The organism is Burkholderia perseverans, from assembly GCF_022870505.1.
In the GTDB taxonomy this organism is placed as follows: domain Bacteria; phylum Pseudomonadota; class Gammaproteobacteria; order Burkholderiales; family Burkholderiaceae; genus Burkholderia; species Burkholderia plantarii.
On the sequence record NZ_CP045093.1, the window covers coordinates 2,485,399 to 2,499,426 of the forward strand.

Annotated in this window: 11 protein-coding genes; 6 read left to right on the forward strand and 5 right to left on the reverse strand. The window is 68.2% G+C overall.

Annotated features, from left to right (window positions below):
- Positions 1–108: 108 nt before the first annotated feature.
- Both BpN12_RS10240 and lhpH read left to right on the forward strand, forming a co-directional pair.
- On the forward strand, positions 109–1,227 hold the full coding sequence (locus BpN12_RS10240; protein WP_246792421.1) for a branched-chain amino acid ABC transporter substrate-binding protein: 1,119 nt from the start codon (positions 109–111) through the stop codon (positions 1,225–1,227).
- 28 nt (positions 1,228–1,255) lie between these two features.
- Positions 1,256–2,263, forward strand: a complete 1,008-nt coding sequence (lhpH, locus tag BpN12_RS10245; protein ID WP_246792424.1) for a trans-3-hydroxy-L-proline dehydratase — start codon at positions 1,256–1,258, stop codon at positions 2,261–2,263.
- A 75-nt stretch (positions 2,264–2,338) separates the two neighbouring features.
- Here lhpH and BpN12_RS10250 read toward each other — a convergent pair whose 3' ends face one another.
- Positions 2,339–3,082, reverse strand: coding sequence for a FadR/GntR family transcriptional regulator (locus tag BpN12_RS10250; protein WP_246792425.1), 744 nt, complete (start codon positions 3,080–3,082; stop codon positions 2,339–2,341).
- 243 nt (positions 3,083–3,325) lie between these two features.
- Between BpN12_RS10250 and lhpI the strand changes: the two genes are divergently transcribed.
- Positions 3,326–4,240, forward strand: coding sequence for a bifunctional Delta(1)-pyrroline-2-carboxylate/Delta(1)-piperideine-2-carboxylate reductase (lhpI, locus tag BpN12_RS10255; protein ID WP_246792426.1), 915 nt, complete (start codon positions 3,326–3,328; stop codon positions 4,238–4,240).
- 121 nt (positions 4,241–4,361) lie between these two features.
- Here the strand turns inward: lhpI and BpN12_RS10260 are convergent, their stop codons facing one another.
- A complete protein-coding gene (locus BpN12_RS10260) occupies positions 4,362–5,849 on the reverse strand; it encodes a hypothetical protein (protein ID WP_246792427.1) in 1,488 nt (495 codons plus the stop codon).
- 292 nt (positions 5,850–6,141) lie between these two features.
- On the opposite strand from BpN12_RS10260, the gene BpN12_RS10265 reads away from it, so the two are divergent.
- From BpN12_RS10265 to BpN12_RS10275, 3 genes are all read left to right on the forward strand, one after another.
- Positions 6,142–6,609 carry a hypothetical protein gene (locus tag BpN12_RS10265; protein ID WP_246792428.1) on the forward strand — a complete coding sequence of 156 codons (468 nt, stop codon included), beginning with the start codon at positions 6,142–6,144 and terminating at the stop codon, positions 6,607–6,609.
- A 327-nt stretch (positions 6,610–6,936) separates the two neighbouring features.
- Positions 6,937–7,782 carry a DJ-1/PfpI family protein gene (locus BpN12_RS10270; RefSeq protein ID WP_246792429.1) on the forward strand — a complete coding sequence of 282 codons (846 nt, stop codon included), beginning with the start codon at positions 6,937–6,939 and terminating at the stop codon, positions 7,780–7,782.
- A 107-nt stretch (positions 7,783–7,889) separates the two neighbouring features.
- Positions 7,890–10,121 (forward strand): TonB-dependent receptor, encoded by a 2,232-nt coding sequence (locus BpN12_RS10275; protein ID WP_246792430.1) that lies wholly within the window; start codon positions 7,890–7,892, stop codon positions 10,119–10,121.
- A 451-nt stretch (positions 10,122–10,572) separates the two neighbouring features.
- Here the strand turns inward: BpN12_RS10275 and BpN12_RS10280 are convergent, their stop codons facing one another.
- Genes BpN12_RS10280 through BpN12_RS10290 form a run of 3 tightly spaced genes read right to left on the reverse strand, consistent with a single transcriptional unit; the run spans position 10,573 to position 14,024 of the window.
- Positions 10,573–11,607: an aldo/keto reductase gene (locus BpN12_RS10280; protein ID WP_246792432.1), complete on the reverse strand. Its 1,035-nt coding sequence runs from the start codon at positions 11,605–11,607 to the stop codon at positions 10,573–10,575.
- A gap of 36 nt (positions 11,608–11,643) precedes the next feature.
- Entirely contained in the window at positions 11,644–12,861 is a 1,218-nt protein-coding gene (locus BpN12_RS10285; RefSeq protein ID WP_246794679.1) for an SGNH/GDSL hydrolase family protein, read from the reverse strand.
- Positions 12,858–14,024, reverse strand: coding sequence for an MFS transporter (locus tag BpN12_RS10290; protein WP_246794680.1), 1,167 nt, complete (start codon positions 14,022–14,024; stop codon positions 12,858–12,860). Before BpN12_RS10290 ends, BpN12_RS10285 begins: the two co-directional genes overlap by 4 nt.
- Positions 14,025–14,028: the final 4 nt, after the last annotated feature.

Consider the following 14,028-nt stretch of genomic DNA (forward strand, 5'->3'; position numbering starts at 1 on the left):
GAGTGGTATCCGGGGATACCACCAAGCCGGCTTTTTTTGAAATCTGCTTGCACCGGTACCACCCATGCAATACATTGGTTTCCCTAAAACCAATTCGCGAGGCCGATCATGCGTCACCTTTCCATCGCACTGGCTGTCGCCGCGGCGTTCGGCGCCGTTGCCGCCCATGCGCAAGAAGTCGTCGTCATCGGGCATTCCGCTCCGCTGACGGGCCCGCAGGCCGCCAACGGCAAGGACAACGAAAACGGCGCGCGCCTGGCCGTCGACGAGTTGAACCAGCAGCACGTGATGGTGGCCGGCAAGGCGGTGACGTTCAAACTGGACTCGCAGGACGACCAGGCGGACCCCAAGGTCGGCGTGCAGGTGGCGCAGAATCTCGTCGATCACGGCGTGGTCGCGGTGCTCGGCCCCTACAACTCCGGCGTCGCGATCCCCGCCTCGCGCGTCTACAGCAGCGCGGGCGTGCCGCTGCTGCCGGTGGCGTCGAATCCCGCGCTCACGCAGCAGGGCTTCTCGAACATCTTCCGGATCGGCGCCAGCGACGAGCAGCTCGGCGGCACCATGACCGAGTTCGCGGTCAAGACGCTGAAGGCGAAGACGGCGGCCATCATCGACGACCGCACGGCCTACGGACAGGGCGTGGCGCAGCAGTTCGAGAAGGTGGCGAAGGCCAGCGGCCTGACCGTGGTCGACCATCAGTTCACGAACTCGCAGGCCACCGATTTCCTCGGCATCCTCACCGCGATCAAGGCCGAGAATCCGGACGTGATCTTCTTCGGCGGCTACGCGGCGCAGGGCGCGCCGATGGCCAAACAGATGCGCCAGCGCGGCCTGCGCGCGAAGCTGCTCGGCGGCGACGGCATCTGCTCGGCGGACATGGGCAAGGTGGCCGGCGACGCGGCCTCCATCGTCTATTGCGCGCAAGGCGGCGTGGCGCTGGAAAAGACCGCTCGGGGCCGCGACTTCCTCAAGAAGTACCAGGACGCCTATCACACGCCCACCCAGGTGTACGGCGTGAACTACTACGACGGCGTCAAGATGCTGGCCGACGCGATGGTCAAGGCCGGCACCACCACCGACAAGGCCAGGCTCACCGCGCAACTGGCCCGCGAGCACTACCAAGGCGTGGCGGGCACCTACTCGTTCGACGCCAGGGGCGACCTGCAGGGCGCCCCGACCACGGTCTACGTGATCAAGGACGGCCTGCCCGTTCCCTACGCGAAGTAAGCCATTCCTCCACGAGCGACACCACGCGATGAAACCGACCCGTACCCTCTCGACAGTCGAAGTCCACACCGGCGGCGAGGCGTTCCGCATCGTCACGAGCGGGCTGCCGCGGCTGCCGGGCGACACCATCGTCCAGCGCCGCGCCTGGCTCAAGGACAACGCCGACGAGATCCGCAAGGCCCTGATGTTCGAGCCGCGCGGGCACGCCGACATGTATGGCGGCTACCTGACCGACCCGGTCTCGCCCGATGCCGATTTCGGCGTGATCTTCCTGCACAACGAAGGGTATAGCGACCACTGCGGCCATGGCGTGATCGCGCTGTCCACGGCGGCGGTGGAGCTGGGCTGGGTACAGCGGACCGTGCCGGAAACGCGGGTCGGCATCGACGCGCCGTGCGGCTTCATCGAGGCGTTCGTGAAATGGGACGGCGAGCACGCCGGCACCGTGCGCTTCGTGAACGTGCCGTCGTTCCTCTGGAAGCGGGACGTGAGCGTCGAGACGCCGAGCTTCGGCACGGTGACGGGCGACATCGCCTATGGCGGCGCGTTCTATTTCTACGTGGACGGCGAGCCGTTCGACCTGCAGGTCCGCGAGTCGGAGGTCGAGAAGCTGATCCGCTTCGGCGCGGAAGTGAAGGCCGCCGCGAATCTGGCGTTCCCGGTGCAGCATCCCGAGATCCCGGAGATCAACCACATCTACGGCACCATCATCGCGAACCGGCCGCGCCACGCGGGCTCGACGCAGGCGAACTGCTGCGTGTTCGCCGACCGCGAGGTCGATCGCTCGCCGACCGGCTCGGGCACCGGGGGCCGCGTCGCCCAGCTGTATCAGCGCGGCGAACTCGCGGCCGGCGAGACGCTCGTCAACGAGTCGATCGTCGGCACCGTGTTCAAGGCCAGGGTGTTGCGGGAGACGACCGTGCAGGGCATGCCTGCCGTGATCCCCGAGGTCGAGGGCGAAGCCTACATCTGCGGCTTCGCGCAATGGATCGTCGACGAACGCGATCCGCTCACCTACGGCTTTCTGGTCCGCTGAGGCTGCTCGCTGGATCTTTTTCCCATACCAGGGGTTGTTCGGCGCGTGCCGTGGTGGCGCGCGCTTTTTTTCCGATCAGAGCGGAGCGATGTCGCGCTGCACGCGGTGGATGTGCTGCTCGACGTAGAACGCCGCCGCGTCCGCGTCGCCATGCACGATCGCCTCGTAGATCAGCCGGTGTTCCGCGACGTACAGCCGGATGCGCGGCGGATCGTAGATCCCGTCGTCCTTGACGCGCTTCCAGAGCGACTGGTCCATGGTGTCGGCGATCTCCTGCGCCAGCTTCACCAGCAGCGCGTCCCCCGTCATGATCGCGAGCTGCCGGTGGAACAGCCGGTCGCTGTTGTTCCAGAGCGCCTGCTGCTCCTTGTCGGTGACGTCGGTGAGCGTTTCCATCTGCGCCAGATAGTGCTCCGCCAGCGGATCGCGCTTCCGGTGGGCCGCCGCGCGCCGCGCGATCGCCGGCTCGAGAATCAGGCGCACGTCGAGCGTCGCGGACGGGCTGTAGTCGGCGGCATGGAACTCGGCGTCGCTCTCGGGCAGCACCGCGCGCGCCAGCAGCTCCGGCGCGTTGGCCGACACATAGGTGCCGGAATTGCGGCGCGTGACGACCAGCCCCTCGTTCTGCAGCGCGCCGATCGCCTCGCGCACCGCCGGCCGCCCCACGCCGAACAGCGCCGCGAGTTCGCGCTCCGACGGCAGGCGGGCATCGGGCGCATAGCGGCCCGCCCGGATCTCCGCACGGATCTTCTCCGAGACCTGCTCATAGATCTGCAGCGGGCGGAAGGTGCCGGGAAGCTCCAGTCGGGCAGATGCCATAACGATGTCCATGTTTCAGTGTGGTTCCGAATATACCACTCGGCCGAGGTGGTTCGAGGAGCCACGAAGCGGCCGTCGTCTCGTCGGTCGGGCAACGCTGCGCGGTCCGGATTCCGCTCCGGCAGCGCGAAAACACGGACCGTTTTGGCTTGTTATAGTACCAAGCGTGGTTTAAATTCAAGCCAATATTCGTGGCGACCAAGATCGCCCGATGCACGCTTTCCTCCAACCAGGACATCGCCCATGCACACTGCGGAGCTGAAGATCTTCGACGCGCAATCGACCGCGCAGCTGCTCGACTACCCCACGCTGATCCAGATCTTGCGCGAGACCGTGATGGAATACGGTGCCGGCGGGATCGTCAGCCCGGAGCGTCTCGTCGTCCCGCTGCAGGCGGGCGGCCTGATGCTGTCGATGCCGTCGAGCGCCGCGGACATCGCCATCCACAAGCTCGTCAACGTCTGCCCCACCAACGCGCAGCGCCAGTTGCCCACCATCCACGGCCAGGTGATCGCCTGCGATGCGCATACCGGCCAGATGCTGTTCGTCCTCGACGGCCCGACGCTCACCGGGCGCCGCACGGCGGCCGTGACGGCGCTCGGCATCATGGCGCTGCACGGCGCGGCGCCGAACCAATGCCTCGTGATCGGCACCGGCAAGCAGGCCGCCAACCACGTCGAAGCGCTCGCCGTGCTGTTCCCGCAGGCGCGCATCCTGTGCCGGGGCCGCTCGCGCGAAAGCACCGAGCGCTTCGTGGCGCAGCAGCGCGGCGTGGCGCCGAACCTCGTCGCGCTCGACGGCGAGGTGCCGGCCGGCACTGACGTCGTGATCGCGGCGACCACGAGCAAGACGCCGGTGTACGACGCGCCCGCCCGCGAGGGGCGCCTCGTGGTCGGGGTCGGCGCGTTCACGCCCGACGCGGCGGAAATCGGCAAGACCACGGTGGACGGCAGCTACCTCGTGGTGGACGATCCGCTCGGCGCGAAACACGAGGCCGGCGACTTCATCCAGGCCGGCGTCGATTGGGGTAAGGTCCACTCGCTCGCGGATGCGCTCGACGGCAAGCTCGATCCGCACGCGCCGGTGTTCTTCAAGAGCGTCGGCTGCGCCGCGTGGGACCTGGCGGCCTGCCGGGTCGCGCGGCGGGCGATCGGTTAGGCGGCGGACGACGGCGTCCGTCGTACCGGGGCCCGCGAACGCGCAGCGGCCCGAACGGCGACCATTTCGCGAGCCGCCACGGCGGCGGGCCTAAGCAGGCGTTCAAGCACCGCGAACGGCATCAACCCGCGTCGTCACCGAGCCGAAACGCCAGCGAACAAGCGAACCGCTCGGCCAGCGCCTGGATCTTGAGGTCAATGGCACGGTGAAGCGCCGCATTCCGCGGGTCCGCGCCCCAGGCCTGGAACAGGGTGTCCACCAGGGCCGCCTGCTTGATGCCATGCGTCGCCGCCCACGCCTCGCCGATGAAGATCGCCCCGTCGCTCTCGACGGCGGCCTGCCCGCTGAACGGTTCGTCTCCCCCGGCCACCGCGATCGTCGCGATCGCGTGCGCCCAACTTTCCGCTTCGTCGGCGTTGAGAAAATCGAGCACGAGCCGCGCGGCATGCGCGGCGCTGCTCGACACGCCCGCGGCATTCATTTCGCGAAAACTCTCGAACGTCGCCGCCATGGTCTGGCGGACGAACAGCCAGGGAAACCTCGCGGCCCCCTCGGCGGCCGTGTTCACGATCAGGGCCACGATGAACGACAGCAGCGCGCCCGCTTCGGCGGCTTCCCGCAATCCGCTCGGCCTGCCCGCGAAGCGCAGCTCGAATCGCTCGAACCGCAGGCTCGCGCAGAACGCCAGCGAATCGAGCAGCCGCGCGTGGGCGTCGTCGATCGACGCAAAGCGGCCGAACGCCATGTCATGCGCCAGCGCTCCGAAGGCATCGATGAAATCGCCGCGCGTGACCGATTGCGCGATATCCGCGATCCGGGCCGGTTCGGCCTCGGGATACGCGGCCGCCAGCACGCACCGGAGCAAATCGAAAAAATCGTCCTGCTCCTCGGCCGACAGGGCCAGCGCGGGCCCCGACTCGGGGCCCGCCGGCTCATGCCGGCAGACAGCCGCCGCGACCCGCTCCAGCATGTCCGAGTCCAGTGTGCGGCCCTCGGCGAGCGAGCCGTCGCGGTTCAGCTTGAAGATCGTGTCGTGATGGCCGAGCGCCCCCGCGTACTTGCATGCCAGCACGCCGACCGAGCTGATCGGCCCCGCCCAGAAATCGAACTGATCCTTCGTGATCCAGAGGTCCTCGGGGTTCGTGGCGAAGCGGGCGAAGTTGGTCACGAACAGGCTGCGTTGCTGTCCGGATGCGGTCGCCTCGTCGCCCGCCCGTTCGGCGGCCCAGACCAGCTTGCGCTGGCGGCGCCGCTCCGCGTCCAGCTCGGCAATCTCCTGCTGCTGGGCAGCGATGGTCGCGTCGCGCTCCTGAATCTGCGTGCCCAACTGGCTGATCATCGCGTGCGCCTGATTGATCACGGCGCGCGCCTGATTCAGGGCGCCGGCGCCCTCGCTCATGCGCGCTTCCAGTTCCTGGTTGCGCTGATCGACGGCATGCACGCGCGCGCTGTTCGTCGCCGCCATCGTCTCGGCCGCTTTCGCCGCGCGCTGCGCGGGCGTGTCGCCGTAATAGGTGGGAAACAGCCCGGTCAATGGCGCCCCGCAACTGCGGCAGTTCTTGCCCTCGCCGGCGGCGTCGTTGCATCGATGACAGAGTTTCGTCGACATGAATGGGTTGGGTATCGTGGGGAATCGCGTCGCTATCGGCTGGCCGCCCATGCCCATGCCCGCCGACAACAAAAAGCCCGGTCGGGACCGGGGCTTGGGAAGGCATGCACGGCATGCGGAGTGAATCGGGGACATCGGGTTCGAGCGTGACCGAATCCAGCTCAATATGATATCGCGAACATCATGTCGTCACGGCAGCGCGAGCCGCGCAACAACCGTGCTTCGGATGGAAGCCACGGCACCCGACCGCCGTATATCGAATTGTTTGCGATGCGTCTACAATACGCGCGCCATGACCCGAATCCGCCATCTGCTGGCGCGGCGTCTGACGAACCCCTTGGTGGCATCGTTGCTACTGCTGGCCGTCGCGTTCCGCCTGCTGCTCCCTCCCGGCCTGATGCTCGCACCGAGCACCGGCACGGACGGCGTCGGCCTCGCGATCTGCAGCGGTCACGGTGCGCTGTTCGACGACGTGTCGACACTCAGCCTCGCGCCTGCCGCGCAAGCCGCGGCAACCGATCTGGCCAACGCGCTGGCCGGCTCCGCGCCATCCACCGACGACCATTCGCACGCCGGCGACCTCTGCCCGTTCAGCGCGGCGCTGGCCATCGGCCTCGCCACGGCCCTGCCGCCGCTGGTTCACGCGCTGCGCGCCATCATGCGCGGCCAGCCCTCTCCGGCTGACGACAGCCTCCCCGCGAGCGGCCCCGCACACGGGCCGCTCGGCGCCCGCGCGCCGCCCGTCATCCCCCTCGCCTAACCCGATCAGCCGGACCGCGAAGCGTTCGTAGCGTCGCGCGCGCCTGTGCTCGCGCAGCGTCGCGACACTTCGCATCCGTCTGTTCCTCGCCCGCAGCGGCACGCGGACCGGACCGGCACGTGATCCCCTCGTTGGTTGCCTGGCGTTGCCTGCACGGCGGGCGCCTGGCGTCCGCTCGCGCCCGACGCGTGAGCACGTCGCGAACGACGGCATCGCCCGCCACCGGACACCCCGTCGTGCCGAACCGCGCGACCGAGCCAGCCAGGCCCGACGCTCGCCGTCGCGTACCTCGCGGCTTCGTCGCCATGACTTTTCACCGGACTCCTCATGAACCATCAACCGGGCTCGCGTCGCCAGTTCCTGACGTGGAGCACTTTCTGCCTGGCCACGGCGGCGGCTGGCCCCGCGCTCGCGGCCCAACCCAACGCGCCGGACTGGGCCGCGCGCGACCATCTCCGCATGATGAACACGCTGCCGCCCGATGCACCGAAGGTCGCGATGCTGGTCCATCCCGAGATGGTCTCGCTCGATCTGGTGGGACCGCTCACCGTCTTCAAGGTGGCGCGGTTCGACACGCTGCTGGTGGGCAAGACACGCGATCCGGTGCAAACCGTCGAAGGCCTGCCGATCGCGCCGACCCATACCGCCGCCGATTGCCCGATGGACCTCGACGTGCTGTTCGTGCCCGGCGGCATCATGGGCACCATCGCCGCGATGAGCGATCCGGCGATCCTCGATTTCCTCGCCTCGCGGGCACGGACCGCGAAGTGGATCACGAGCGTCTGTACCGGCGGCCTGCTGCTCGGCGCGGCCGGGCTGCTGCAAGGCTATGACGCCACCGCGCACTGGGCCGTCGCCGACCTGCTGCCGATCATGGGAGCGCGCCATCTGGACCAGCGCGTGGTAACGGACCGCAACCGCATGACCGCCGGCGGCGTGACGGCCGGCATCGATTTCGCGCTTGCGCTGGTCGCACGACTCAAGGGCGAGGAACTCGCGCGCCGTGTCGAGCTGACGATCGAATACGCGCCCGAGCCGCCGTTCCATAGCGGCACGCCGGAACAGGCCGGCCCGCAGCGCACGCTCGCCATGCGCGACAGCCGGCGATGGATGGACGGGCAGGCCCGGCTGGCCGCCGAAGCCGCCGCGAAGCGCCTGGGCATCGGCGCATGAACGCACGCCAGCGCTTGCCCTGCTCACCCGCCCGCAACGAAGCCGGCGCATCGTGCCTCGATCGCATGAGCCGTCCATCCCGACACCTTCCCTCATCACTGGCCAGCATGTATACCAAGACCTCGATCGCCACCGCCGCCGTGGCCGCCTTCCGCGACGCCACGCACGGCAGGACGCCGAATCGCGCCGCGGCAGGCAGCACCACCCGCCCCACCCGGCGCGGCGCGCGCCTCGCTCTCGCGGCGCTGTCGCTCGCCGCGACGCAGTTCGCCCACGCCGCCGACGCGGCGAGCAATGCCTCAGCCGCCACCGGGCAGGCCGCCACGCCGACCGCGCTGCCCGCCATCACCGTGCAGGCCACGTCCGGCGCGTCCTACGACGCCGCGTCGTCGGCCACCACCACCCGCACCGCCACGCCGCTCAAGGACTACGCCGCATCGGTCCAGGTCGTGCCGGGCGAAGTCCTGCGGGATCGCGGCGTGACGCGCATCGACCAGATCGCCGACAACGTCAGCGGCGTCCACGCCGAGGTCAGCTACGGCGGCAACGGCGCCACCTTCTTCAACATCCGCGGCTTCAGCGAGAGCAACGGCCTGCGCGACGGCTTCCGCAACTACGGCTATTACGCGTTCCGCGACGTGCAGAGCATCGACCGCGTCGAGGTGTTCAAGGGGCCGGCCGGCGCGCTGTACGGCGGCATCGGCGCCGTGGGCGGCTACCTCGATACCGTCTCGAAGCACCCCGAGCGCGACAACTTCGGCGAGATAGGCGTGACGGCCGGCACCGACGGCCTCGCGCGCACCACGCTCGACCTGAACCGCGTGCTCAACAGCGACGTCAGCGTCCGGCTCAACGCCTCGGCCGAAACCGACGCGACGTTCCGCGACAACGCCGGCTCACGCTCGTTCTCGATCGCGCCGGCGATCACCTGGGACGACCATCACGGCACCTCGGTCACGCTGCTCAGCGAATTCAATCACCTGAACCGCGACGGCTTCGACTTCGGCGTGCCGGCCGTGCCGAACTACCAGGCGCTGTCGCGTACGCGCTATTACGGGCTCCAGAGCGGCGTATATCCGGGCGTGGCCGGCGACTACGGCCGCAACGACACCATCGCCGAAACGCTGCTGTTCGAGCACGCGCTGTCGGAGAACTGGAAGCTTCGGCTGTCCGGCCAGTACACCTACGCGCGCCAGCTTTCCACCCAGTCGTTCCCCGACAGCACCACGGCGGCCGGCAACCTGCTCGACTATTCGGTCTACAGCAACGCGAACGAGGTCTCGCGCCAGTACGCGGCGCGCGCCGAGCTGGCCGGCAACTTCTTCACCGGCAGCGTCAGGCACGCGCTGCTGGCCGGCGTGGACTACAGCTATCTGGAAGTCAGCAGCGCCGGCTCGCCAACCACCGACATGACACTGGACCTGTTCAATCCAGACTACCTGTCCGGGCTGACCGCTGCGGACCCGCTGCCCGGCCACCAGGCGCGCGGCGCCGATTACGGCGTCTACGTGCAGGACATGATCGACCTGACGCGACAGCTGAAGCTGCAGACCGGGCTGCGCCTGGACCGTTTCATCAATCGCGCCGACGCGGCCGGCGAACCGACCGGCCGCGGCCAGCAGACGGCCTTCTCGCCGCGCCTGGGCCTCGTGTACGAGCCGGTCGACGGCACCTCGCTGTTCGCCGACTGGAGCCGCAGCTATGCGCCGAACGTCGGCCACAGCGGCAGCGACGTGACCTATCCCGCCGAGATCGCGGAGCAGTTCGAGATCGGCGTGAAGCAGGATCTGATCCGCCATCGGCTCAGCGCCAACCTCGCGCTGTTCAACCTGAACCGCAACCACATCCTCACCACCGATCCGACCAACCCGGTGCTGGAAGTGCTGACCGGCAAGCAGCGCAGCCAGGGCGTCGAACTCGACATCGCCGGCAACCTCACCTCGCGGTGGAAGGCGATCTTCACCTACGCCTACACGCTCGCGAAGGTGACGAGCGACACCAACTATCCGGCGGGCGACCTGCTCAGCAACGTGCCGCGGCACAGCGCGAGCCTGTGGACCGTCTATCGCCTCGAGTCGATCCCCGGCCTGCGGCTCGGCGCCGGCCTCTACTACATGGGATCGCGCGAAGCGACGCTGCCGAACACGTTCCGGCTCGGCAGCTATCTGCGCACCGATGCGATGGCCTCCTACGAGCGCGGGCCATGGAAGACGCAGCTGAACATCTACAACCTGTTCAACCGCAAGTACTACACGGGCGGCTCGGCCGGCACCTTCAACTACACGCTGCTGCCGAGCCCGCCGCTGGAGGCGCAGGTCACCGTCTCGTACCGGTTCTGAGCGCGTGCCGGTCGCGGCCCTCGAAGCCCGGGAAGCCGGTGACGCGCCGCCGGCGCTACTCGGGCAACGCCGGCGCTTCCGGCCGAGCGGCAGGCCAGCTTCGCGGCGGCCTGATCCTTAAGCGCGGTACCGACCGCCTGAATACGGTGCGCTGCCGGTCATCGGTACGGCCGTCGACGGACTCGCGGTACAGCTGCGTGGGGTCGCCGCGCAACGACGCGCGCGCCGACACGCCTTCATGCATCGCGTTCGACAGATCGCCCGATTTCGGTAGCGCTTCATCGGTGTCAATCCATACTTCGGCCTGGCCAAAGCAGGCGGGCACGGCTGAGCGGCGTCTTCCGGGGCGCCGGTAGGTGGTGGCTTCGCCTGGCGCATCACGCGCCTCGACGCGATCGATAGCGCCAGCCTCGCGAGGCAATCGCGAGGCTGGCTACGGCGCGGTGCGCCGTCAGCACAACGGCGGGTTGAGGCGCGCGAAACCTTCCTGCCGGCGGTACGGGAAATACGGATACGGCGCCACCGTGCTGCTGGCGGCATCGAGCGCCGCCAGTTGCGCGGGCGTCAGGGTCCAGCCCACCGCGCCGAGGTTCTGGCGAAGCTGCGCCTCGTTCCGGGCGCCGATGATGACGGAGCTGACGGTCGGCCGCTGAATCAGCCAGTTGAGCGCGATCTGCGGCACCGACTTGCCGGTTTCTTCGGCCACGGCCTCCAGCGCATCGATGACGCGATAGAGCAGCTCATCCTCGACAGGCGGGCCGAACGATGCGGTGGCATGCAGGCGGCTGGATTCGGGCAGCGATTGCCCGCGCCGGATCTTGCCGGTCAGGCGCCCCCACCCGAGCGGGCTCCAGACCAGCGCGCCGACGCCCTGATCGGCGGCCAACGGCATCAGTTCCCACTCGTAGTCGCGCCCGAGCAGCGAGTAATAGACCTGATGCGCGACGTAGCGATTCCAGCCGTTATGGTCGGCAATGCCAAGCGATTTCATCACCTGCCATCCCGAGAAGTTCGACACGCCCGTATAGCGGATTTTTCCTTCCCGCACCAGTTGGTCCAGCGTGGCCACGGTCTCCTCCACCGGCGTGTAGGCATCGAACGCGTGCAGTTGCAGCAGGTCGATATAGTCCGTCTGCAGACGCCTGAGCGCATCGTCGACCGACTGGATGAGGCGCGCGCGCGACGATCCCGCGTCGTTCGGGCCATCGCCCATCGGCAGGCTCATTTTCGTCGAGATCAACACGGCTTGACGGCGCCCCTTGATGGCTTCGCCGAGCACCGTTTCCGACGCGCCGCCCGAGTAGACGTCAGCGGTATCGAACAGGTTCACGCCCGCTTCCAGGCAGATATCCACGATCCGGCGCGCTTCGGCGCCTTCCGTGGTCCCCCAGGCGCCGAACAGCGGCCCGCTTCCCCCGAACGTCCCCGCGCCAAAGCTGAGGACAGGCACTTTCAGGCCCGATGCGCCAAGGTAACGATATTCCATAGATGCCTCGCGATAGAAAAACGGTTGATTGAGACGTCAGCGATCGAACAGCCGCTTCAGATCGATCGCATCGGCCATGGCACGATTGCCTTCGTCGCCCGGATGCAGGTGGTCGCCTCCGTCGTAACGCGGCAGGAGATGGCCGGGGCGCCGCGGATCCTCGAGCAGGTGGTCGAAATCGATCGTCGCGTCGAACGCGCCGCCATGGCGGATCCATTCATTGACGCGCATGCGCAGTTGGTCTTTCTCGACCGTGTAATACGTGTCGGCCATCGGCGTGTCGGGCAGCGCGCCGGCGAACGGCGGCAGCGTGCCGCCGATCACGCGCAGGTTCGCCGCGTGCGCATGCGCGATCAGGGTGCGATAACCGGCGACCATGCGCTCGAACGTCATCGGCGGATCGTCCGGGGAGAACGGCGTACCCGGCCAGGCGATGTCGTTGATGCCCAGCAGCAGGATGATGGTGCGAACGCCGGGCTGCCTCAGCACGTCCTGATCCAGTCTGGCCAGCGCATTCGCGCCCATGCCGTCGCTGAGCAGCCGTGCGCCCGAAATGCCGGCGTTCACCACCGCGATGCCCTCGCGCGCCGCCCGGTCGGCCAGGAAATCCGGCCAGCGCATTTCCAGATCGAGTGTGGCGCTCGCGCCGTCGGTGATCGAGTCGCCGAACGCGACCACCACGCCGCGCGGGCTGACGGCCTCGACGAGTACGCTGCCCAGAAACAGCCTGCGCTCCGTGGTGGCGCCGACCGTCGGCGACGCCGCGGAAAGCTGGTCACCCGGCAGGATGTAGCCGGTGCGGCGGCCATCCCAATGAAAGCAGTGGATCGCCGGCGCTTCCACGAGCCGGATCGAAATGGCCAGATGATCGCCCTGCTTGACCGCCAGCGCGACCGGATCGCTGGTGAGGCTCGCCTCCGGCGGAATCACGATCGATTGCGCGCCGCCGAATGTCACGGTCTGGTCGCGCGTCGCGTCGATGCGCGCATCGCGAATCGACGGCGCGATACGCACCGCATCCAGCCGCACGGGGTGTTGCCCGTAGCGGTTGTTGACCAGCACGCGGATGCGGCTGCCGCCGTAACCCACCCGCACGACCTGGCGGATCGTCACGTCGTGCAGGTCGGTCGGCACGTCGGCGGCCAGCGGGTAGCCGTCGCCCCACACGGGTTGCGGGCTCGCGGTCCAGGCGGGGATCCATTGGGTCGCCCGGGCCGGCGCGTTCGCGGATGAAATAGTATCGATGCCACTCATACGAATTGTTTTTCGACACGGGACGAAGGAAGGTTCACGGCAATCGCCGCCACGGCAAGCGCACCAACGGGGAACACCGCCGCCACCCAGGGAACGGACGACAGCCCCATCCGGTCGAGCGCGATGCCGCCGCACCACGCGCCGATCGCATTGCCGAGATTGAAGGCCGCGATGTTGAGACTCGACGCCAGGCTTTCCCCGACGCCTTGCGTGTTTCGAAGCACCCACATCTGCAGCGGCGCCACGGTCGAAAACGCCGCGAATCCAAGCGCCACGACCATCAACAGCGCGCCCGCCTTCATGCCGAGCAGTGGGCCGCCGGCCAGCAATACGACGAACAGCAGCGCCAGCGTGCTGAAGATGGCCGGGATCAATGCGCGATCCGCCAGCCAGCCGCCCGCGAGGTTGCCCACCACCAGCCCCGCGCCGAACAGCAGCAGGATCGGGGAGATCGCCTCCTTGCTGAAGCCGCTGATCTGCACCAGCAGCGGCGCGATGTAGGTGAACACGGCAAACACGCCGGCGTAACCCAGCACCGTGGTGGCGAGGCCCAGCAGCACCGCCGGCCGCGCCAGTACGCGCAGATCCTTGGCAAGGCTGGCGGGCGCGGCATGGCGCGGATCGCGCGGGACCATCCTGGCGATGATGGCGAGTGCCGCCACGCCGATCGCCGCCACCATCCAGAACGTCATCCGCCACCCGGCATGCTGGCCGATGAAGGTGCCGAGCGGCACGCCGAGGATATTGGCGACCGTCAGGCCCGTGAACATGATGGAGATCGCCGAGGCGCGGCGCTCGGCGGGGACCAGCCGCGTCGCCACCACCGAGCCGACGCCGAAGAAGGTGCCGTGCGCGAACGCGGTGACGACGCGCGCCACCATCATCAGCTCGTAATTCGAGGCCAGCGCACAGGCGACGTTGCCGATGATGAAGACCACCATCATCGCCATCAGCGTGTGCTTGTGGGGCCAGCGCGCCGTGGCGATCGTAATCAGCGGCGCGCCTACCACCACCCCGAGCGCATAGCCGGATATCAGCAGGCCGGCCATGCTGGTCGAGACGTGGAGGCTGGTTCCGACCTCCACCAATAGCCCCATGATGACGAATTCCGTGACGCCGATACCGAATGCGCCGATTGTCAAGGAGAGCAGCGATATAGGGATTTTT

What these genes read in the sequence shown, in the direction of transcription:
- BpN12_RS10240 (WP_246792421.1), top strand. Translation starts at nt 109, where the DNA reads ATGCGTCACCTTTCCATCGCACTGGCTGTCGCCGCGGCGTTCGGCGCC.
- lhpH (WP_246792424.1), top strand. Translation starts at nt 1,256, where the DNA reads ATGAAACCGACCCGTACCCTCTCGACAGTCGAAGTCCACACCGGCGGC.
- BpN12_RS10250 (WP_246792425.1), bottom strand. Translation starts at nt 3,082, where the DNA reads ATGGCATCTGCCCGACTGGAGCTTCCCGGCACCTTCCGCCCGCTGCAG.
- lhpI (WP_246792426.1), top strand. Translation starts at nt 3,326, where the DNA reads ATGCACACTGCGGAGCTGAAGATCTTCGACGCGCAATCGACCGCGCAG.
- BpN12_RS10260 (WP_246792427.1), bottom strand. Translation starts at nt 5,849, where the DNA reads ATGTCGACGAAACTCTGTCATCGATGCAACGACGCCGCCGGCGAGGGC.
- BpN12_RS10265 (WP_246792428.1), top strand. Translation starts at nt 6,142, where the DNA reads ATGACCCGAATCCGCCATCTGCTGGCGCGGCGTCTGACGAACCCCTTG.
- BpN12_RS10270 (WP_246792429.1), top strand. Translation starts at nt 6,937, where the DNA reads ATGAACCATCAACCGGGCTCGCGTCGCCAGTTCCTGACGTGGAGCACT.
- BpN12_RS10275 (WP_246792430.1), top strand. Translation starts at nt 7,890, where the DNA reads ATGTATACCAAGACCTCGATCGCCACCGCCGCCGTGGCCGCCTTCCGC.
- BpN12_RS10280 (WP_246792432.1), bottom strand. Translation starts at nt 11,607, where the DNA reads ATGGAATATCGTTACCTTGGCGCATCGGGCCTGAAAGTGCCTGTCCTC.
- BpN12_RS10285 (WP_246794679.1), bottom strand. Translation starts at nt 12,861, where the DNA reads ATGAGTGGCATCGATACTATTTCATCCGCGAACGCGCCGGCCCGGGCG.